At 36.7% G+C, this 20,893-nt stretch carries 22 protein-coding genes and 1 other RNA gene; 14 read left to right on the forward strand and 9 right to left on the reverse strand.

Annotation, left to right across the window (positions count from 1 at the left end; all coding sequences use genetic code 11):
- Positions 1-10 precede the first annotated feature (10 nt).
- Positions 11-1,240 carry a TIGR04552 family protein gene (locus ABMA79_RS14280; protein ID WP_392861123.1) on the forward strand — a complete coding sequence of 410 codons (1,230 nt, stop codon included), beginning with the start codon at positions 11-13 and terminating at the stop codon, positions 1,238-1,240.
- Here the strand turns inward: ABMA79_RS14280 and ABMA79_RS14285 are convergent.
- From ABMA79_RS14285 to ABMA79_RS14310, 6 genes are read right to left on the reverse strand one after another with little or no spacing between them, the layout of a single operon-like run.
- Entirely contained in the window at positions 1,226-2,107 is an 882-nt protein-coding gene (locus tag ABMA79_RS14285; RefSeq protein ID WP_393093449.1) for an alpha/beta fold hydrolase, read from the reverse strand. The genes ABMA79_RS14280 and ABMA79_RS14285 overlap by 15 nt on opposite strands.
- A complete protein-coding gene (locus ABMA79_RS14290) occupies positions 2,088-2,525 on the reverse strand; it encodes a hypothetical protein (protein ID WP_393093451.1) in 438 nt (145 codons plus the stop codon). The genes ABMA79_RS14285 and ABMA79_RS14290 overlap by 20 nt, the downstream gene beginning before the upstream one ends.
- Positions 2,526-2,562: 37 nt before the next feature.
- Positions 2,563-4,641, reverse strand: a complete 2,079-nt coding sequence (locus tag ABMA79_RS14295) for an ATP-dependent DNA helicase RecG (RefSeq protein ID WP_393093454.1) — start codon at positions 4,639-4,641, stop codon at positions 2,563-2,565.
- Positions 4,628-5,098: a transcription elongation factor GreA gene (gene greA / locus ABMA79_RS14300; RefSeq protein ID WP_392861117.1), complete on the reverse strand. Its 471-nt coding sequence runs from the start codon at positions 5,096-5,098 to the stop codon at positions 4,628-4,630. Before greA ends, ABMA79_RS14295 begins: the two co-directional genes overlap by 14 nt.
- An 11-nt stretch (positions 5,099-5,109) precedes the next feature.
- Positions 5,110-5,406, reverse strand: a complete 297-nt coding sequence (locus ABMA79_RS14305; RefSeq protein ID WP_392861115.1) for a hypothetical protein — start codon at positions 5,404-5,406, stop codon at positions 5,110-5,112.
- Complete coding sequence (locus ABMA79_RS14310; RefSeq protein ID WP_392861114.1) at positions 5,406-5,897, reverse strand: hypothetical protein; 492 nt, start codon at positions 5,895-5,897, stop codon at positions 5,406-5,408. Before ABMA79_RS14310 ends, ABMA79_RS14305 begins: the two co-directional genes overlap by 1 nt.
- 90 nt (positions 5,898-5,987) lie before the next feature.
- On the opposite strand from ABMA79_RS14310, the gene ABMA79_RS14315 reads away from it, so the two are divergent.
- Entirely contained in the window at positions 5,988-7,703 is a 1,716-nt protein-coding gene (locus tag ABMA79_RS14315) for an ABC1 kinase family protein (RefSeq protein ID WP_393093457.1), read from the forward strand.
- Here the strand turns inward: ABMA79_RS14315 and ABMA79_RS14320 are convergent.
- Positions 7,700-8,707, reverse strand: a complete 1,008-nt coding sequence (locus tag ABMA79_RS14320; RefSeq protein ID WP_393093459.1) for a GNAT family N-acetyltransferase — start codon at positions 8,705-8,707, stop codon at positions 7,700-7,702. The genes ABMA79_RS14315 and ABMA79_RS14320 overlap by 4 nt on opposite strands.
- 237 nt (positions 8,708-8,944) lie before the next feature.
- On the opposite strand from ABMA79_RS14320, the gene ABMA79_RS14325 reads away from it, so the two are divergent.
- The 3 genes from ABMA79_RS14325 to ABMA79_RS14335 all read left to right on the forward strand — a co-directional run bounded on the left by ABMA79_RS14325 (position 8,945) and on the right by ABMA79_RS14335 (position 11,958).
- Positions 8,945-9,793, forward strand: a complete 849-nt coding sequence (locus ABMA79_RS14325; protein ID WP_021267425.1) for a flagellin — start codon at positions 8,945-8,947, stop codon at positions 9,791-9,793.
- Between the two features lie 258 nt (positions 9,794-10,051).
- Positions 10,052-10,885 (forward strand): flagellin, encoded by an 834-nt coding sequence (locus tag ABMA79_RS14330; RefSeq protein ID WP_021267659.1) that lies wholly within the window; start codon positions 10,052-10,054, stop codon positions 10,883-10,885.
- Between the two features lie 92 nt (positions 10,886-10,977).
- On the forward strand, positions 10,978-11,958 hold the full coding sequence (locus tag ABMA79_RS14335) for an SDR family oxidoreductase (protein WP_393093462.1): 981 nt from the start codon (positions 10,978-10,980) through the stop codon (positions 11,956-11,958).
- A gap of 5 nt (positions 11,959-11,963) precedes the next feature.
- On the opposite strand, the gene ABMA79_RS14340 is transcribed toward ABMA79_RS14335, so the two are convergent.
- Positions 11,964-12,494: a hypothetical protein gene (locus ABMA79_RS14340; RefSeq protein WP_021267415.1), complete on the reverse strand. Its 531-nt coding sequence runs from the start codon at positions 12,492-12,494 to the stop codon at positions 11,964-11,966.
- Positions 12,495-12,564: 70 nt separating this feature from the next.
- A non-coding RNA gene (gene ssrS, locus ABMA79_RS14345) (6S RNA) lies at positions 12,565-12,737 on the reverse strand.
- 234 nt (positions 12,738-12,971) lie between these two features.
- Here ssrS and ABMA79_RS14350 point away from each other — a divergent pair.
- From ABMA79_RS14350 to ABMA79_RS14390, 9 genes are all read left to right on the forward strand, one after another.
- Complete coding sequence (locus ABMA79_RS14350; protein ID WP_021267549.1) at positions 12,972-13,160, forward strand: Flp family type IVb pilin; 189 nt, start codon at positions 12,972-12,974, stop codon at positions 13,158-13,160.
- 326 nt (positions 13,161-13,486) lie between these two features.
- Positions 13,487-13,993 (forward strand): prepilin peptidase, encoded by a 507-nt coding sequence (locus ABMA79_RS14355; protein ID WP_392861107.1) that lies wholly within the window; start codon positions 13,487-13,489, stop codon positions 13,991-13,993.
- Entirely contained in the window at positions 13,963-14,277 is a 315-nt protein-coding gene (locus tag ABMA79_RS14360) for a hypothetical protein (RefSeq protein WP_392861105.1), read from the forward strand. The genes ABMA79_RS14355 and ABMA79_RS14360 overlap by 31 nt, the downstream gene beginning before the upstream one ends.
- Positions 14,264-14,791 (forward strand): hypothetical protein, encoded by a 528-nt coding sequence (locus ABMA79_RS14365; protein ID WP_392861104.1) that lies wholly within the window; start codon positions 14,264-14,266, stop codon positions 14,789-14,791. Before ABMA79_RS14360 ends, ABMA79_RS14365 begins: the two co-directional genes overlap by 14 nt.
- Complete coding sequence (locus ABMA79_RS14370) at positions 14,781-15,302, forward strand: hypothetical protein (protein ID WP_392990131.1); 522 nt, start codon at positions 14,781-14,783, stop codon at positions 15,300-15,302. Before ABMA79_RS14365 ends, ABMA79_RS14370 begins: the two co-directional genes overlap by 11 nt.
- A gap of 83 nt (positions 15,303-15,385) precedes the next feature.
- A complete protein-coding gene (cpaB, locus tag ABMA79_RS14375) occupies positions 15,386-16,201 on the forward strand; it encodes a Flp pilus assembly protein CpaB (protein ID WP_392861100.1) in 816 nt (271 codons plus the stop codon).
- Positions 16,201-17,724, forward strand: a complete 1,524-nt coding sequence (locus tag ABMA79_RS14380) for a hypothetical protein (protein ID WP_392861099.1) — start codon at positions 16,201-16,203, stop codon at positions 17,722-17,724. Before cpaB ends, ABMA79_RS14380 begins: the two co-directional genes overlap by 1 nt.
- Complete coding sequence (locus ABMA79_RS14385; protein WP_393093465.1) at positions 17,724-19,970, forward strand: ATPase, T2SS/T4P/T4SS family; 2,247 nt, start codon at positions 17,724-17,726, stop codon at positions 19,968-19,970. Before ABMA79_RS14380 ends, ABMA79_RS14385 begins: the two co-directional genes overlap by 1 nt.
- A 15-nt stretch (positions 19,971-19,985) precedes the next feature.
- Positions 19,986-20,876: a type II secretion system F family protein gene (locus ABMA79_RS14390; protein WP_392861095.1), complete on the forward strand. Its 891-nt coding sequence runs from the start codon at positions 19,986-19,988 to the stop codon at positions 20,874-20,876.
- Positions 20,877-20,893: the final 17 nt, after the last annotated feature.

Here is a 20,893-nt window from a genome sequence, read left to right on the forward strand (position 1 = left end):
AAGTAACTTTATGAATCGACCTGATTATTTAAAAAATTATATTTTCGACTGGGATGTATTTGATGTTGTTGTAGGTGGTAAATCTGCACTCGACTCAAACTTCTTTGTTGCCAAGCTGGATGACATCACAGAAGTAAATAAATTCTTAAAAGGTTATGGCCTAGATACAGAAGATCCTGTTTCAAGAGCAGAGTTATTTGGTAACTTTCAAGAAGCTGTCCAATTCATTAAACGTTATTTCTTAAAAGATGGAACTCCAGATGGACTTGATCTAGAGATTCCTAACTCTCTTTATACTGTTACAGACATTAGTGGTTTATTTCTTATGGCCACTGGGAATTCAGATCATACAGTTGAGGAACAACTTTGGGCGGAAATTGTTTTAAAAGTAATGCACACTATCTTGCATGCTGATAAAGATCTTCGTTCCAATTACTTTAATCAAATTCAAACTCAAATCTTTGATAAATTCTATCGCTATCTTCACCGTGATCAAGAGAATAATCTTTTCTTGAAATCGGGAGATATTTCAATTCCTCTCGTTGATTTTGAAACGAAATCAAAGAAGTCCCGTGATAGTGTTATTATTAAGTTACTTCATAAGGCCGAAAACGTTGCTGAAGAACTTTTTGATAGAGTAGGTGTTCGTTTAGTTACAAAAAATAAGTTAGATATTTTAAAAGTTCTTCAATTTTTAATTCGTAATTATGTTGTAACTCCTCATAATATTAAGCCTTCAAGATCTTTGAATACAATTTTTGATATCAATCATTTTAGAACAAAGTATTCAAGCCTGGTTAAAATGGCGTTAAGGAATAATCTTTCTGAGGAGAGATTTGTTTCAGCAGTGAATCGAGAAATTGATGAATGTAGCTTTGATAATTTAAAGAATGAAAATAATTTACATTCTTCTGCAAAGTACCGTTCAGTTCAATTTACTTGTCGTCAGCTAATTAAGTATAAGAACCCTTTCTTAGCAGAGTTCTTCAAATTAAGAAAACTTGCTAAAGAAGAGGATTCAGCAGTTGCTAAGGAATTACTTGGTTTAGACTTTTCTTCACTAGCAAGAGATATCAGATTCTTTTACCCTTTTGAAGTTCAAGTTGTTGATGAAACTTCTTATCGAATTAATTCAGAAGGTGAAGCATCACATAGTGAATATAAGAAAGCGCAACGCATCTATGCTATGAATCGTGTTTTCAAAAAGCTATTAATCCATAAAGGTTTAGTTCAAGAATAAATCAATTCTTTCATTGATAAAATCTGGGAAATCAACTTGCGGAACATGGCTTCCGTTTTTAATGATATAGAGCTCTGAATTCTTTAAACTGTCATGAAGGATTTGTTGTAAGTAATTTGGAATGACTTTATCTTTGTCACCACCAATGATTAGTGTCGGAGTTTTAATTTCCTCAAGCTCCTTAATGATTCTTTGATCTCTCATTTGATCGAGTAGCTGAAAAAAGATATCTGGAGATAGTTCTCCAAGCTTCTTCATATAGTACTCTACAAATTCAATATTTGTTTTCTTAATGTTGAAGCCGCCATTCCAAACCAGTGCACTAGCAAGAGGATTGCGGTAAACGTTTTTCCAGATGAATTGAAATTGAGTCTTCCACTTGCTTTTTAACTCTTTGATATAAGGCTCTGTCATATCAATAATATTTGAATCAAACATAACATCTTGTGGAGGAAAGATTGTTCCTGAAATCAAAACAATTTTTTGTACCTCTTCTGGAAATTTATGAGCATAGTCAAGTGTGACATTTACTCCCATCGAGTGTCCGATATGTATTGATGTTTTGATATTAAGAGATCTGATTAATGAATTGAGATCACTTACAATATTCTTAAATGTGATAGACTCAACACCTTGAGTGGTTTCTGATTGATAGTGTCCGCGGTAATCATGTAGTAGGATTTTATATCCAAGTTTTTCATAGTGATCAATCTGATAGACAAAATGCCTTATATTACAAACTAGTCCGTAATTGAATACTATGACACGATTATGTTCTTGCTCTAAATTTTCAATATTCGTCCAATATTGAATCTTAGTTGTTTCATCCACTTGATGATACTTTGCTTTATTTCTCCAAGAAGTCATCGTCGTATTTTCCAGTTAGAGTAATATAATGTTCTTCGAGAGATTGAATAAACTCGTACTTTGCAGGATCTTCTACTTTTAATTTTTCAAGGTATTTGTAATAGTCTTGAAAGTCACTTTCTTCACTTTTAAGAAATTCAAGTATTTGTATCTGTACTCCTTGGCACTCAAGGATATCACCTTTTTCTAATCTAACGATACCTTCAACCGCCTTAGAGTTTACTTTATAAGAGCTATTCGTTTCAAAGACTAAATAATGACTGATAGACTTCAGAACTCCAATTTCTTTATCAATGCTTTTATCTTCAATGATCAAGTTATTGTGAATAGAACTTCCAATATAAACCCTAGGAAGATCAAAGCGATATTCTCCTAGAGATAAAAGGTCATTTGTTTTTAATACTTTTAAGTGAATCATAGCTCTATTTTATACTCGATCTGAGTTTTTTGCTAAGTTAAATCGTAGTGAAAACTTTTTCATCATGGTTCATAAAATCGATGATGGAATCAAAGTCATTAGGGTACTTCTTAATATCCTCAATTGCTTCGTATAGGATGTCTTGATTGAGGACGATATTGGCCAATCTTTTCTGAGTGACGACTCCTGATTGCTCTTGACCAAAGAGATCTCCCTCTCCTCGAATCTTTAAATCTTCTTCAGCAATTTTAAATCCATCGGTGTATTTTTCGATAACTTGTAGCCTTTGCATGCTGTCAGGTGTGATTTCTCTGTCTGTGACAAGAAAGCAGAAGCCTGGCTTATTTCCTCGTCCAACACGTCCTCTCATCTGATGAAGACTACTAAGTCCAAATCTTTCAGGGCTTAGGATGGCCATAATAGTTGAGTTAATAATATTAATACCAACTTCAATAACTGAAGTCGCAATTAGAATATCTGTCTTATGTTCCTTAAACTCTGTAATTGCTGCTTGCTTTTCATCTGGTGACATTCTTCCATGTAGATAGGCAATCCTAAACTCAGGGAAGTATTTTTTGTAAAGCTCATAAGTATGTTCAAGGTTTCTGATATCATCATTTTCAGACTCTTCAATTGCCGGGACGACAACGTAGGCTTGCTCTTTCATCTCAAGTCTTGTTTTCACAAAGCTTAAGTAGTTATTTAAATTTGTATTTGTTACAATACGAGTTTTCTGACCTTTTCTTCCTCCTGGCATTGTTTTAATGATGGAGATATCAAGGTCGCCATATTTGGTTAGGCTAAGAGAGCGTGGAATAGGTGTTGCAGACATAATTAAGCAATGAGGATTTTCACCTTTCTTCATTAGTTTTATTCTTTGCTCGACACCAAATTTATGTTGCTCGTCGATAATAGCTAGTTCAAGATTCTTGAATTTTACACTGTCTTGAAAAAGAGAGTGAGTTCCTATTACGATATTACAATTACCATTTTCTAAAGATTCATTTATTTTTTTCTTTTCACTGCCCTTAGTACTCCCAACAAGAAGTTCAACATTAAATTCACTACCAAGAATTTCTTCTATTTCTCGGTAGTGTTGAAGTGCTAAAGTTTCAGTAGGGCACATAAGAGCGACTTGCCCACCTGTCTTTAGGATTAAGTAAGCAGAGGCAACGGCAACAGTCGTTTTCCCACAACCTACGTCTCCTTGAATTAGTCGCATTGAAGGTGTTGTCCCTTCAAAGTCTGAGACAATATCGTCGAGGGCCTTGTCTTGATCAGTAGTAAGCTCGTAAGGATAAAGAGACTTTGCCTTTTGTACTTGCTCTGTACTTATTTCAAGGCTATTGCGTGATAGTTCAGTTCTCTTATTTTTTCGTAGTTTTATCTTGAGTTGATCATAGATGAATTCTTCATAAATAATTCTGCGTCTCGCTTGATCAAATTTCTCCTGGCTCCATTCGTTAGAAGGAACTCTGCCGTGGAGATATTTAAAGGCCATACTACGAGATAGAAGGCCTTTGTCTTCAAGTATATTACTAGGGATAATTTCTGGAATCTTATCCCAGAATCCATTTGGTAATTTATCAAAGACTTTTTGAATATGATGTGACTTCACACTATCGATTGTCGGGTAGGTGATACGCAGTCCACTTTCAGATTCAGATTTACCAACTTCAAAAATTTCAGGGTTAACAATTTGCATTGATTCATTAAATACTGAGACAACACCTAGGAATTCGAGGTGCTTAAGCTGTTCAAGTTTCTTCTGAATTGACTGGTAAGCGTTAAACCATTTTAAAGTTATATAATTGTCACTTAAGTCATCTTTTACGGTAACAGCGATATTGAGTAATACAGCTCTACCTTTTCCTCTCGACTTAAAGTTTGGCTTTGCTTGCATCGAAACAATTGTTGCGCGACCACGAAAGAAGTCGCCAATATTTGCGTAATCAAATTTAGCAATTTCTGGCAATTTAACAATTCGCCTTGGCATAAGCCAAAGCAAATCGTTAATTGTATGTATATTTTTTTTATTAAGCGCTTCGAGTGTTTTGGTAGGCTTTGCGTAGAGATCAGAAATTTGAGTAGATAGAATATCCTTATTTAAACTCAATGCTCTCCACCTCATATTCAATATCACCTTTTGGTGCACGCACTAGAACTTCGTCGCCTTCTTCCTTACCAATAAGTGCTTTACCTAATGGACTATTATATGAAATAAGCCCTTTCTTCATATCTGACTCCGACTCACCAACAATCTTAACAGTTTGTGATTCATCAGTTTCCATATTTAAAATTGAGACAGTTGCTCCAAAAACAATCTTGTCTGATTTAATTGTACTAGGGTCGATAACTTCACAGCTCGCAAGAATTCCTTGAAGTTGTGAGATACGTCCTTCAACAACACCTTGTTTTTCTTTGGCCGCGTGATACTCAGCATTTTCTTTTAAATCACCCAGCTCTCTTGCTTCCGCAATTGTAACCTTAAGCTCTTCTCTTTCTACTTTGATTAAGTGATCAAGCTCAGTTTGAATTGTATCGTAACCTTGTTTTGTTATTGGATTTGCCATTAATAATTCCTTTATTTAAATAATGCGTTTGCAGCGGCAAGAAGGTCACCCTTACTATCTCCGCCATCACCACCGCCCTTGAGGACGAAGTAATCACAAAAATTAGCTTTTTCTTTCTCAACAATGCGATCAGCACTTGATTCGCGACACTCGTTATATGCCGTAATGTCGTAGAACTTACACATTTTACAACAATGAACACTAGCGTAGCAATATGGACACTCTTCTTTTAATGAGATTTTCTGTCCCGGTTGAAGATCTAGTGGTTTATGACACGCGTGGCAAGTGATTTCTTTATTGTCCATCATTAGAAGCTCCAGCTTTTTTCAATATAAACTTCAGGCGTATTAATTTGATCATCTGACTTTAGAAAAATCTTAGGTTCTTGTCTCTTATTGTACTCATCAATACTCTTATAAAGTAACTCTTCATTACTTGTTTGAATTGTTTTCGTTAATAAGTAGTTGAGAATAAGAACAACCGTTCCTGATGCAATAAGGCTTCTTCTGGTATTTGAGCTAGGGTTTGTTAGGAAGGCCGATAAAATAAGGCCCGAACCAACAGTTCCCATTATTGCAGGACGCCAAATATCTTCTTGTAGTGATTGATAATCATTTAAATAACTTAGGGCCACTTTATCTTTTTCAAGATGGTAGCGTAGGCCTTCTCCCTTTAATGAGGAGCTTGGATCAATAAGAATCTCTTGTTGGTTAATTACTGCAACGCGCGAGCAAGTCTCATCATTTGCATGAGTCACTAGAGAAAATAAAAGCGATGTAATAATAAAAAATTCTTTCACTCCTTATTTTTACCATTTTTCTGGCAATAGGGCTATGCACCTTTTGATTCTATCGTGATAAAATAATAGATATTTTCTAAAGGATATTATGTGGGCCTAATAACGACGAGTTTTAAAATAACGAAAACAATTAGAAATATTTCTCGTTTAAGAGAGATTGCTACTGTTTTTGCTAAAAATGGCCTCGATGAGTTTGTTTCTCAGAATGTTATTAATATAATTCCAAACTTTGTTTTCCCAAGAAAAAGTGAAGAGTCACAAAAGGTTTCTGTTCATGACAATTCATGGGGAGATGTGATGGGATATCGCCTAAGGCTTTGTTTTGAAGAGCTTGGGCCTGCCTTTGTTAAGTTTGGCCAGCTACTTAGTACGAGAGAAGATATCTTTGATGAGGACTTCATCAAGCATATGAAAAAACTTAGAGATGAAGTGAAGCCGATTCCTTTCTCAGGTATCAAAAAGAATGTTGAAGCATCACTAGGGAAAAAGATTGAAGAAGTCTTTAAAAGTATTGAGGAGCAGCCGATTGGTACCGCTTCAATTGGATTGGTCTATCGAGCTGAATTACTAACTGGTGAAAAAGTTGTCTTAAAAGTTAAAAGACCTGGGATTGATCGAATCATTCAAACTGATCTTTCAATTCTTATCTTCTTGGCAACTCAAACAGAGAAGGCGGCAGATGATTTTAAGTTCTTGGGCTTCTCTAAAGTTCTAGAAGATTTTTCTTTCTCACTTCAAAGTGAATTAAACTTCAATGTTGAAGCTCTTAATTGTGAGAAACTGAAGAAAATAATTGCAAAGTACGACTCATCAGAAATTTTTCATTTACCTAAAATTTATAAAGACTTTACTTGCCACGACCTCTTGGTCATGGAACTAATTGAGGGGATACCTTTTAGTGATAGCGCTAGGATTAGTGAGCATATCGCTGATTTAGATTCTAAGCTCGATGAATGCGTGAAAATCTTTATGCGATGTTTTCTAAATGAAGGTTTCTTTCACGCAGACCTTCACGGTGGAAACTTCTTTTATCTTCCAAATGGAAAAATAGCTCTGATTGATTTTGGCCTTGTTGGAAATCTTTCTAAGAATGCTCGCCAAAACTTTATCGCGATTATCTATGCCATCTTAACTCAAAATTTTGAAAACTTAGTTTATGAGTTTTTAGATGTTGCAGTTTATGAAACTGTACCAGATGTAGATAAGCTTATTGTTGATATAAAGAATGCAATTGGTCCACAGATTGGACTAACTGTTCAACAAACTAACTTTTCTCTAATTATAAGTTCTATTATTACAACTCTTAGAGAACATCATATTTTCTTACCAAGTGAATGGTTCGTTGTCTTTAGAGCATTGATAACTCTTGATGGAGTGGGGCAGTCTCTTGATCTTGACTTTGATATCTTCAACCTTTTAGAAGGAGATATCAATGACATTATCAAAGATAGCTTCTCAACTGATAGCTTTATTGAAGATGGAATGTGGATTGCAAAAGATGTTTTAAGTGCGTCTCGAATTGTTCCAAGACATCTTAAGTGGTTTTTGAAAGAGTTTGCAAAGAATAATTATGCAGTAAAAATTAGGCATAAAGGAATCTGGAAGCCAATTGCTTCACTTGCAAGTAGTGTAAGATTATTATCTTTTTATATTCTTGGCGGAGTGTTGTTTTTTGCTGGGAAGTCATTTGTCTCCGAGCAGGATCTCTATCAAGGTGCGCTTCTCGATTATCCAACCATAACTTTAATCTTGTGGTTATTATCTTTAGGAACTATCGGTTATGGAACACTTAAGCATCGTAATTAAATACTATCAGCACCAGTAATATAGATTTGAGGTATTAGGCTTTGCAGTTCAATTGCTTGTTCAGGGCCAAAAAGAAGAGGGAGAAGTTCTTCTCTTTTAAATAAATATGACTCGTTGTTTATCGTTAGTGTTATCTTATTTGAATCTGCTAGAAATTCTGAAATCGAAACCTGACCATTTGTAATGGCACTTAAGAATTTTGAAAAGTCCGAAGTATTTATAATTTTTCCCCATGCTAGATGAATATAGAATGAATCATCGTCTAAAGGTGTTGGGTTAAGTAACTGTAGACCTTTGAATTTAGAAAGCTCTTCTTTATTATTAGCAAAAGAACACTCGTGAATAATTCCTTTTAAATCTTGCCCCTTCTCAAAGAAGAGATAGTCATCATATTCATTCATATATATTTTCATCGAAGAGATTTTTTGAATATCATTCCATTCTGTTAAAGATCTTTTAATAGAAATAGTCTCTTTATAAGACTCGTTGTATTTCTTGGCCAATTTGTCTTTTGGAATCTCTTGGATAGATATGTCCTGGTAGCCTCTACGCTTAATTTCTTCTTCAGTTGAAGGAATGTCACCAATTACGGCCGTTAAACCGAATTGAGAGTAGCCAAGCTTTTTGTAGACACTCATATTATCACTCCAAAGAATAGCGAGTGAGTAGTTATCTTTATAGATACTCTTTATATGATTATAGAGTTCTTTAAAGTGTCCTTTTCCTTGAAACTCTTCTTTAGTGACAATACCTCCAAGAAGTAATGTTTTTAATTCTTGGCCTTTATAATGTAGTGTGACTGGCCTTACTCCTATATGGGCGATTAAATTCTCATTCTCATCAAGAAGAAGATGACAGTTATTATGATTGCTCTCTTTCATTAATTGGAAGAAATCAGTGTTAAAGCTATTGCCATCTTTATAATGAAAAGCTTTTTCAATTTCTTTATTGAGTATGTCTTTTAAGTGAGAATATTGATCTAAAGTTGTAAGTATCATGTCCATATATTTTACAGTTTTTTCTAATTAAAATCTTGAACAAATTTATCCAGATTTCAAAAGCCCCATAAACACTGGGTTAACTTCTTAACTAGGCAAAAAGTTTCGTATAAGAAATATACAATTTTTTTCTAAAGAGTTAAGAATTTGGAGCGATAAGGTGGTGTAACAATTGTACAGCTGTATGGATTTCAGCTGACTGACAGGAAGGAATCTTGTCGGTACCCAGTCAAGGAGGATAGAATGGGACTACGAATTAACACGAACGTTGCATCTCTAAACGCACAGAGAAACCTACGTGGAACACGTCTTGGTATGCAACAATCCCTAGAAAAATTATCATCAGGTCAGAGAATTAACAGAGCGGGTGACGATGCCGCAGGTCTAGCAATCTCTGAAAACCTAAAGGCTCAAATTAGAGGTCTTGGACAAGCTGAAAGAAACGCAGAAGACGGTATTTCATTAGTTCAGATTGCTGAAGGTGCTTTAGGTGAAGTTTCAAATATCTTAATTAGACTTAGAGAACTATCAGTACAAGCAGCTTCGGATACTATTGGAGCAACTGAAAGAAAGTTCCTAAACGTAGAATTCGAACAATTAACTTCTGAAGTTGATCGTATCGCTAACTCAACAGAATTCAACAGAGTACCACTACTAAATGGTACAGGTGCAGTATTTGATATTCAAATCGGTACGCGTAATGACCCTATATCAGATCGTTTAACGTTTGATGCATCATCAGCTGACGTAAACGTAGCAGCTCTTGGTCTTAACTTAGCATCAGTTGCTGATAAGATTTCTGCACAGAACTCTCTATCATCAATTGATCAGGCGATTATCTCTGTATCTGGTATTAGAGCGGACTTTGGTGCTCTTCAAAACAGACTTCAGTCAACGGTAAATAATATTGCAACGTCGATTGAAAACTTAAGTGCAGCAAACTCTCGTGTAAGAGACACTGACGTAGCAGCAGAAACTGCAAACTTAACAAAACAAAACATTCTAATGACTGCCGGTACTTCGGTTCTTGCTCAAGCGAACACTAGTACAAACAGTGCACTAAGCTTAATCCAGGCTGCTGCTCAAGGGTAGTAATCCCTGACAGCGCCGGATGGCACTAGCATTGTTTAGAAAAGTTTAGAGTAAAGAACACGGAGTCAATAATATGCATACTACTGGATAAGTTATGTACGGCAATTGGAGACTGCAACCTTTGATTGCTTGGCAAAATATATAAAGAGGAATGATTGGTTTATCCGTAGAAGCATTATTTAATTATTAACGAATTTATTGAGCTGGAAGCTCAATTATCAAACAGGAGGTTTATATGATGATTGAAGGAGACTAATCATGGGTATCAGAATTAATACAAACGTGGCATCTATCGCAGCACAAAGAGCAATGTCACTTACAAATAAAAGAGTTGGGGACAACTTAAGAAAATTATCTTCAGGTGAACGTATTACAAGAGCTGGAGATGACGCCGCTGGACTGGCAATTAGTGAAAACTTAAAAGCACAGATCAGAGGTATGAGGCAAGCAAAGAGAAACGCAAACGATGCAATCTCACTTGTCCAAGTAGCAGAAGGTGGATTAAATGAAGTTTCAAATATCATCATTCGTCTTAGAGAGCTTGCAGTACAAACTGCCTCTGACACGATTGGGGATACTGAAAGGGCATTTTCAGACATCGAGTTCCAACAGCTTAAAGACGAGATCGATAGGATCGCAAAGTCTTCAAACTTTAACGGAACGCAACTGCTCGATGGGACAGGAGGCAGGCTGGAATTTCAAGTTGGTGTCAACAATGATCCAATGCTTGATCGACTCACGTACGATGCAGCAGGGTCTGACGCAACTATTACAGCGCTGGGACTTTCCTCAGAAAGTGTTGCTACTAAAGAAGGCTCGCAAGCAGTTCTTAAGAAACTTGACGATGCGTTGGTCGCAGTCAACGGTTATCGCGCTAATATGGGTGCGTTACAGAATAGACTTACATCAACAGTCAACAACTTGGGAGTTAGCGACGAGAACTTAAGTGCAGCTAAATCGCGAATCAGAGATGTTGATGTGGCAAAAGAAACTGCCGACATGACTAAGAACAACATCTTAATTCAGGCGGGAGCCTCTGTTCTTGGACAGGCAAACCAAGTGCCAAATGTGGCATTAAAACTAATCGGATAAACTAATCATATAGGCGACTATGGTCCTGAATAGGACATAGTTGCCTCCTCTTTTTTTTCTCAAAAATCAAATCTTACCTATATAATAGAAACATGACTGAACAAAGAACCAAGACAATTTTAATCTTTGGTATTTCTTCTTTTGTGGGTTCATCGCTTGCAAGCTTCTTAAAGAAAGACTACAAAATCGTTGGTACATACCATAAGAATCCTGTCTCTATTGATGGCATCACAACTGTTCCTTGTGATATTCATAGTAAACAAGAAGTTCAGTTAATCATGTACACTTTCAAGCCGGACATTACTATTTATGCAATAGGGCTTTCATCAATTGTTGATTGTGCCTTAAGTGAGAGAAGAGCTGACGCACTTAATACCAGTGGCCTTTTCACCGTTGCAGATATTTGTCAGCGCTATAAATCACAAATTATCTATCTCTCTTCGAATTTTGTTTTTTCTGGTGAGTCTTCTGAGAATTTTGAATTAGATATTCCGGATCCAACAACAACTTACGGAAAAACTCAGGCCGCAGCAGAGTTTTATATTCAAAAGTCTTCACTCAATTATTTAGTGTTTAGAGTTTGTAGACTTTATGGAAGGGGAGGTGTTCACGTTAGAAGAAACCTCTTTGAAAAAATTCAAGCAAAGCTGCATGCAAGAGAAGAAATAGAGTTAGATGATTATATTAAGACTGGCTTTCTTGATATTGATTATCTTGGAATGGTTATTAAAATCTGTGTTGAAAGAGGTCTTAAAAATCGCCTATTACAAATAAGCTCCAATGACTTTATGTCCACATATGCCTTTGGAAAACTTTACTGTCAAAAGTTTCAAGAACCAGGAAAACTAATTTCTTCTGGGAAGTGGCCTTATCCAATTATGAGTTCCGCTAAAGTAAGTGATAATAGTTCTGGAGTACTTAACTTTAATATGAATATCACTAATGCTGAAGGCTATCTCCATTTACGTCTTCCTTCAGTAGAAGAGTCGTTAGAGTATTCTGTTCAAAAGCTACGTGTAGGCCTTGATGCTAAAGAAGCACATGAGTCTAAAGATACTATTAACTATATCTAAGTTTTTTAGCGAGCTGAAAGCTTGATGAATTCGCTTAAGTAGTGTCTTACAAGAGCATCACAATCAACAACTTCATTCTCAAAGCGCCAAGTAATTTGATTAAATGGCCCAATATGTGCACGAATTTCATGTAGGTGACCGCCACCGTGTACTTGTGATTCATTTGTTCTTGCACTGAAGACGTCTTTTCCATTGGCCAGGAAACCAATTGAAATGAGATCATCCGACTTTCTTGCAAAAATAAGACGAAGTGAATTGCGATAGATCATAAAGTCATTAATCGTATTAGCGATTTTAAAAATCTTGATCGTATTATTGTCACCGCGGTATTCATTAAATTTATGGACATAAATCTCAAAAAGATCTCTGAGCTTATTCATGAAGTTAATTGAAGATTCCTCAAGTTGGAATGCCGGATTTAAATGGTCGTTAAAACTAACAACACCACTTTCGTCCATATTGATCTCTTCGAGAGCAAGATTTTCGATCCATTTTGTTGATACTTCCGTGTTTCTTTCAAATTTTGTAATATCCATAACTTAAATTCTACTAGATATTGATGATTTGAAAAGATTTTTTTGGATTGCGCAATTGAAAGGGCAGTGTGAATGAGCTAGATGAGCGATGAAAGTTTCCGCCCGTCGTACGACAGGTGGATGTAGTGATAATCACTTTAGGCTTCCCACTGATTCATGGGCCTGCTCACCGTGACCAGTGACCACTTCCTTTCTAAGCTTTGTAGGGCGAAACAACTTTATTTGGTACCCATCTAGCTCACTCATAAATTATACCCGAAAACCGCAAACGGCAACAATAATAGGCATAATTAAAAGCACTTGACGGTAGTAATTACATGTATTTATGAACAAATAGCGGTTTTTTTTGTGCTAGTTTCGCAAAGTGTTAAAATATTATTAAGAAAAGTTAAAGCTTTACTCAGATATTGCCGAAACTTTCAAGTAGTTATTTAAGTTTCAACCCCACTGATTGGGGGTGATTGAAAGGAGTATGAAATGAAAACCTTACTAGCGTTTCTAAAAGACGAAGAAGGTCAAACATCAACAGAGTATATTCTACTTGTTGCTGTTGCAGCGATGCTTGTTATGAAGTTTAAGGAAAAGGCGTCTGAAGGTATTACGACTCTGACAGATGGTGTTTTTGGGAACACAGACAACCTACTTCGTGAACTACAAGGGAACTAATTCTTCCGCTCTTTAGTCTGATGCGACTATTTAGCACTCTATTCTAGAGAGCGGAGGAAAAACTTTCTCACCAAAACCTTTTGCATACTTAATGTAGAATATTAAGTATGTCACGTCAGTCTCAAAGCGGTCAGGCTTTAATAGAGTATATATTTATCCTAGCGTTCTTCGCTGGTATTTCCATTGCTATGGCAAGGGGAATAGGAGTCTATACAACAGGCTTTTTTAAAAGCTTTGCATTCCATTTATCGCAAGAACTTGCAACTGGCTCATGTCCGAGAGGATGTTGGCATTCACCTTATGTAAACCAAGATAGGTAGGTTTGAGTGCCAGTTAGTGTCTATATTTTTATCTTTATTCAATTATTGTATGTATCGTATATCGATATCCAATCACGTAAGATTGCGAATGTGTGGTCCATTGGAAATATTTTTTTATTTCTAGTTCTCGTATTCTTTTTCCCAAATAACTACATTATTGGAATTGAGACACTTCTTTATCCTCTGGGAATATTTCTCGCGGGCTTTCTGTTATTCATCTTAAAGATAATGGGAGGCGGGGATTCGAAATATCTAGCAAGTTTATTTCTTTTAATTCCTGTTGCTCATCAGGATCAGGCCCTGATTTCACTTTCTGTTGTTACAGTCATTGTAGGACTTTCTGTATTCATTACAAATATTCTTAAGAATCTTGAGTTTATCATTCAGGCTTTTAAGGAAGGTAATGTTGTTCAGATTAAAAAGATTTTTGGGAAGAAATTTGCATTTGCCCCTGTTATACTTATTTCATGGATATTTCTAGGATGGAAAATAAAAAAGCATATATTCTTTTAGGCCAAGGAGGACAATCAACAGTTGAGTACATTCTACTCTTTGTTGTTGTTACATCTTTTGCGATGCTTGTTTTTAAAAGTGAAGGCTTTCAAAATATGGTTGGCGAGGGGATGTTTGGTACATTGGCCCGTTCGATGGAATACTCTGCTCGTTATGGTGATAAGGGCAGTGTCGATACATATGGAAAAACTTACGGTAATCCAGTTCATCCACTTTATTACAATAATGATGAAGGAAGATCTCACTTCTTCTCACCTGTAGGAGTTTATGATGAAGCTCCATAGGAAAATAAAAAATCAAAGAGGTCAGTCGACAATTGAATTCTTATCGACTTTTACCTTTGTTATTGCTTTCTTCTTTGTCTTTGCAAAGATTGCAATAAACTACACAAATACTTATCTATTACAATATGCAAATTTTATGGCCTCAAGAGCTTATCTCGTTGCTGATAATAAGATTCAAAATGATTCTCTTGCTCGCCAAAATGCAACAGCAGTTTTCAACTCTTATAATATGGTTAATTGCGGTACTGACTGCCAAATTAAATTTAATTCAAAATCAACGAATCAATGGTTTTTAAGTGGTACCTACTTAGATTATAAAACTAAGTTTTCAGTTATGAAGGTATTAACAGGAGATATTGATTTAGATTTTAGAATAGAGTCCTTTCTCGGAAAGGAGCCTACAATAAGGGAGTGCCTAGCTCAGGTTTGTCGTGCCTTTTCTGAAGTTGCGACCGATCTAGGAAATGGAAATTGTTCAAGTACGAACTCAACTATTTATGATAATGGATGTTAGATTGAATCCTAATCAGAAAAAAACTATTTTAAAAAATGAAGAAGGTCAGGCCTTATTTGAGGCAATGATCTTTATTCCAATACTTCTTTATATGGTTGTGATGCTTATCACTGTTGGTAACTCAATCAATGCTTCAATTAATCAAAATAAAGCAACTCGAACTTATACATTCTTTATCTTAAAAGGGAACTCAGATGGTATCGGTGCAAACGATATTAGAAGTTTAGGCGGAACTTTTAGTGAGATAGGTGGCTTTATGATTGGATGGAATAAGACACTACAATCTAATAGTACACCAATCTCATCAACTTTTAAGATTCCTAGTTTGCCGTGGGCCCCTGCTGAAGAAGAGAATTGTGAAGAGGCGGGTGATCCTGAGGATACAAGTTGTATTAAGGTGTTCACTCTTTTTGGAGTCTGTGGTGAAACCTTTACTAAACCAGGTGATGTTTTATTTAGGGCCAATGACGCCACTATTCTCTCGCCGGTAACTTCTTGTAGCTATAAGTAGCCAAAAATGCCTCATTGCAACTAAATGCTTGTTTTTTGTTAAAATATTAATTGATTACTTAACAAAGTAAAACAGGATGTTTTATGAATACTAGAGCTTTTACGCTGGCCCTTATTATTGCAGGTGTTGCCATGTTTATGGTCCACACTTATATCGAAGATCAACAATCTGCTTTGATTAAAAAATACGGAACGATGAGTTCTGTTCTTGTTGCTAAAGAAGATATCCGAGAGTTCGATCTATTAGATGAAACGAAGGTTTCAATCATTACAGTTCCTCAAAAATTCCTAGCTCCTGGAAGTTTTAAAACAGTTAAAGAAATTGAAAATACAATTGCAACAGTTCCAATTCTAAAAGGTGAGCAAATTACAAAGCCTCGTGTAACTTACCCTGGAGAGAGTACTGGTCTTTCAAGAGAGGTAACAGTTGGAATGCGAGCGATTGCTTTCCAGGTTGATGAAAGAAGCTCTGTTGGTAAACTAATTCGTCCTGGAGATCGTGTTGATGTTCTTGCACCTATTGATTACACAGGTGGAGCGAGAAAGGATCAAGAAAAGATTGTAACGATTCTTCAAGATGTTCGTGTCCTTTCAACGGGGATGAGTGTTTCAAATAATATTCCACTTATTGGTGTTAAAACTGAAGAAGTTGTTAGAAAGATGAAGCTTAACACTTACTCAAATTATACGACGGTAACACTTGAGCTAAGCCCATTCCAAGCACAGAAGATTGCACACCTTTATGTCTTCCAACCAAATAAACCAATCTTAACTCTAAGAAATATTAATGATGGTGAGAAGGCAATGATTGAAGGAACTAGACTTTACGATATTCTTTCAGATTCAGATAAGAACGAAGCGAGGGCCTTCTTTAACGAAAAATATAAGAAAAAGAATTAATGAGAATTTTAACGTACTTAACTCTATTTATATTTGCATTCACGGCCAGCGCTCAGCAGGCCTCTTCTGGTATTGGAGTATCTGAAGAGAAAGTTGAAGTAGTTCTTGGAATTGATAAGGTTCTACCAATTGATTTCACAATCACTTCTCGAAGTGTACAAATCGCTAATCAGAGAATTCTAAAAGTACAACCTGTTAATACTGCAGCGGGAACTAGTGAGCTTGTTCTAAAAGGTGAGGCTCCAGGGATTACATCTGTTACAGTTCGTGATCGATTAGGGGCAATTAAAAAACGTTACCTTGTCACAGTTACGGCAACAGAGAAATCGAAGCTTATTGCAGAAATCAAGGAACAACTAGGACCTATTGAAGGGCTAGAGATCAACCTCAAAGGTGGAAAAGTTTTTGTTGAAGGAAAGATTATTGTTCCTGGTGACATTGGCCGAATCGTAAAGGTTTTAGAAGATTACCCAGATGTGAAAAACCTCGTTGAAGTTTCTCCACAAACTTACTTAATTATCTCTCGAGAAATGCAAGAAGGTCTAAGAAGAAATAATTTAAAAGATGTGACGGTTAGGTTCTTTAACAACTCTTACCTACTAGAAGGGATCGTCAACTCTGAAGAAGAGAGTAATCTTGCCGTTAAGATTGCTGCAACTTACTTACCTGATCGAATCCAAAGTTTAGCAAGAAGAACTGACTCGGTTCAACAACTTGATAAGGGTGAGATCATTAGAAACTTTCTTGCAATTAATAGAAAACCTCAGCCTCCACAGGCAGCAAAGCTAATTAAAATTACTGCTCAATTTGTAGAGCTATCGAAAGACTATAACCGTGTTTTTGGTTTCAAATGGAACCCAAGTGTTGGGACAACTGGTGGACAGATTGTTTTCGGTAGAACTGAAAATGGTGGAACGGTAACGACTTCATCGGCCGGTAACTTTGGTGGAACGATTTCTCAATTATTCCCTAAGCTAAGTTCTGCAAAGGCTGCGGGGTATGCACGTATTGTTCAGTCGGGGATGGTTATTACTAAAGACGGTGAAAAAGCGAAGCTTTCAAAAGGTTCGGAAAGAAACGTTGCTGTTGGTACGGGTGAATTTCAACAAGCAAAGGTTATTGAAGCAGGATTTAACTTGGATGTAACTCCAAAAATTCTGCAGGAAGAAAAAATTAACCTGGATATTATTCTTGGTGTTTCTTCTTCTCAGGGAACAGATAAACAAACTAACAATCTCGATACCAAAATTATTGTAAAGTCTCGTGAATCAGCGGTTGTTGGTGGTATTTCGATTAATAAAACAGCAACTGAATATGATAAAGATCCACCAGATGGTGTTTCTACTACGACAAGTGATGGAAGTGAGGAAGGACAAGTCTTTTCACTCTTCTCATTCGTTCGTTCCAAAGATGTCTCTAAGTCGAAAGAGCAATTTGTTGTTTTCATCACTCCTGAAATTATTGAGAGTGCTTCGACAGGGACTGAAGATATTAAAAGAAAATTTAGAAAGAGGGGGCCATAGTGGCCGAAGGTCATATTATTACAGTTATTGGTGGTAAAGGCGGTGTTGGGAAGTCCCAAGTTGCCACAAACCTAGCTTTTGCCTTTAGTGGTGAAAAACGTTCTAAAACACTACTGCTTGATTTCGATCAAAGAGCAAGTGGTGACTTAAACTTATTAACTGGTATTAAAACAAATAAGAACCTAAAGGATCTATTTAACTTCAATGGAAATATTGATCCTCGAACGTTTCAACCTTTCGTGAATATGCACCCAAGTGGGGTTCACTATATAGGTTTACCAAATGATCCTGTTGCAACTGAAGGCATGAGTGTTGATGGAGCAGGTAAAGTTTTAAAGGCCGTTAAGAGTATGTATCCACTTACAGTAATTGATGTGGGTACTGAAATTACCGATCTTACAGCAAAGGCCCTTGAACATTCTACAATGATCTTGGTTGTGATCACGCCTGATTTACTGGCATTAAATCAAACGAAGCGTCTTGTTTCAGAACTGATTACAATGATGTTTCCTAAGGAAATGATTCATTTTGTCTTTAATCAGGCACAAAAGGGACATCCCGTTACTGCAGACGTTGCAGGGAAGTCTGTTGGACGTCCAGTTCTAGCGCAAATCTTAAAAGACGAGCAAACATGTGCAATGGCCATTAATCAGAAAAAACCTGTTATGTTGGCCGCAAAGAATAGTGCTTTTGCAAAAGGTGTTACAGAGTTAGTTCGTACGATCAATGGAAAAGGGATCTTAAGTCAACTAGCTAAGCTGAATAAGCCTAGTGAAGTTGGAGTAAAACAAGACCGACCAACTGGTGCAGCTGCAAATGGTTGGCGTGACCTTAAGCTTAGGATTCATAAAGGCCTTGTTGAAGAGATGGATCTTTCAAAAGATGACGACAATGATCCAAAAGCTAAGATTATTCTTAAAGAGAAAACGAAGAAGGTCGTTATTGATCTTCTTGGTAAAGAAGACACAAAAGGTATTTTAAATAACCGCGATGATATGAATAGTATCGTTAAGGAAATTCTCGATGAGGCCCTAGGTTTAGGCCCTCTAGAAGATCTTCTTGCTGATTCGGCCATTTCTGAAATTATGGTTGTAGGCCCTAACAAGATTTATTATGAAGAAGATGGAAAGGTTAAACTTTCTAAAGTAACTTTTTCAAATGATAGACAAGTTTTAAATGTTATTGAAAGAATCGTTGCACCAATTGGTCGACGTATTGATGAGAAGACTCCTTATGTCGATGCCCGTCTTCACGATGGATCAAGGGTACATGCTATTATCCCACCGTCGGCCATTGATGGATGTTGTATCACCATTCGTAAATTCCCAGAAGAGCGATTAACTTATAAGCACCTTGTTCAATTTGGTTCATTTACACAAAATATGGCGGACTTTCTTCGTATCGCAGTTGAAGGACATAAAAATATTATCGTCTCAGGTGGTACCGGTTCCGGGAAAACAACTCTCGTTAATATTCTTGGAAGTTTTATTCAGGCCAATGAACGTATCATTACTTGTGAAGATTCGGCCGAACTTAGTTTCCCTCAAGAACACGTGGTTCGTCTTGAAACACGTCCTCCATCACTTGAAGGTGATGGAGAAATTGATATTCGTTGTCTTGTTAAGCAGTGTCTAAGAATGCGTCCAGAACGTATTGTTGTTGGTGAGTGTCGTGGTGGTGAAACGCTGGATATGTTACAGGCAATGGGAACAGGTCACGATGGTTCACTTACAACGGTTCACTCGAATAATCCAAGAGAATGTATTGGCCGTATTGAAACCCTTGTTCAATATGCGGGAGCAGGTCTTACACCTAAAGCAATTCGAGAAATGATTGCAAATGCTGTTCACTTGATTATTCAAGCATCTCGTCTTGATGATGGTTCTCGTAAAATTACTCATATTACGGAAATTGGGGGTATTCAAGGAGAGGTTGTTACTCTTCAAGATATTTTCTTATTTCAACAAAAAGATATTGATAAAAGTGGGAAGATTATTGGAGCACACCAAGCGACAGGATTCATTCCTAAGTTTATCGAAACGCTTGAGAGACAGGGATATAATATACCTCGTGGATTATTCTCTAATGCTCCTGGTGCAAGTGGGGGAGCTCCTGCAAAGAAGCCAGCACCACCGCCTCAAAATAAAAGGCCACCACAACAAGGCCAGCAAAGGCCACGACCGGGTCAGCCTCAAGGCAGACCTAGGCCAAGTAATGGTGCACCACCTGTAAAGAAGAAGGCTTAGAGGATAGAGGTTTAAATGAGCTTTTTTATTGAACAAATTGGACGAAGTGGATTGATTGGACTTATTGGTTTAATTTTCTTCCTTTTTTGTTATCGATACTCTGTTGGTATTTTTGATCTCATTGAAAAGCAAACTTTTGGGACGAGAACTTATATCTTGGAAAAGTTTGAATTACTCTTTATTGACGTAAAGCCTGATCATGTTACTTACGCACTTTTGGCGCTGTCATTTGGTTTAGGAACTCTTACTCTCATTATCTTTGGACTTCTTGGAAGTTGGGGAGGGGGAGCCTTTCTTGGACTAGTTGTAGGTTTTGTTGGTTTCAAGGCCCCTAAACCTGTTGTTGATTATCTCGTCAATCGCCGTATTTTAGCTTATCAAAATCAAATGGTAGATGGCCTAACACTTCTTTCTAATGGTCTTAGAGCGGGTCTATCAGTCCCTCAGGCCCTAGGAATGGTTGTTGATGAAATGCCACCTCCTATCTCGGAAGAGTTTAATATTATCCTCCAGCAGAATAGAGTTGGGGTGACATTGGAAGAGTGCTTCGAAAACTTGGCAGAAAGAATTCCCACTCAAGATAATGATATGTTCGTTTCAAGTGTTAATATTTTACGCGAAACTGGTGGTAATCTTGCCGAAGTTTTTGACACTATCGTTTCTGTTATTCGTGAACGAATTAGATTGAAGCAGAAAATCGATACGGCAACGGCACAAGGAAAGTTTCAAGGTTTTACTATTGCGGCCATGCCCTTTGTAATTCTAGCTATTTTCTCTGCAAATGATCCAACCCTTCTACCAAAGATGTTTTCTTCGGCCATTGGGATTGTCTTATTTGTAGTCGCCTGTGTTTTAGACGGTATTGGTACCTTCTTCATTCTTAAAATAGTGAAAATCAAGGAATAAAGTTAATATATGTTTAA

The organism is Halobacteriovorax sp. HFRX-2_2, from assembly GCF_043196705.1.
GTDB lineage: Bacteria > Bdellovibrionota > Bacteriovoracia > Bacteriovoracales > Bacteriovoracaceae > Halobacteriovorax_A.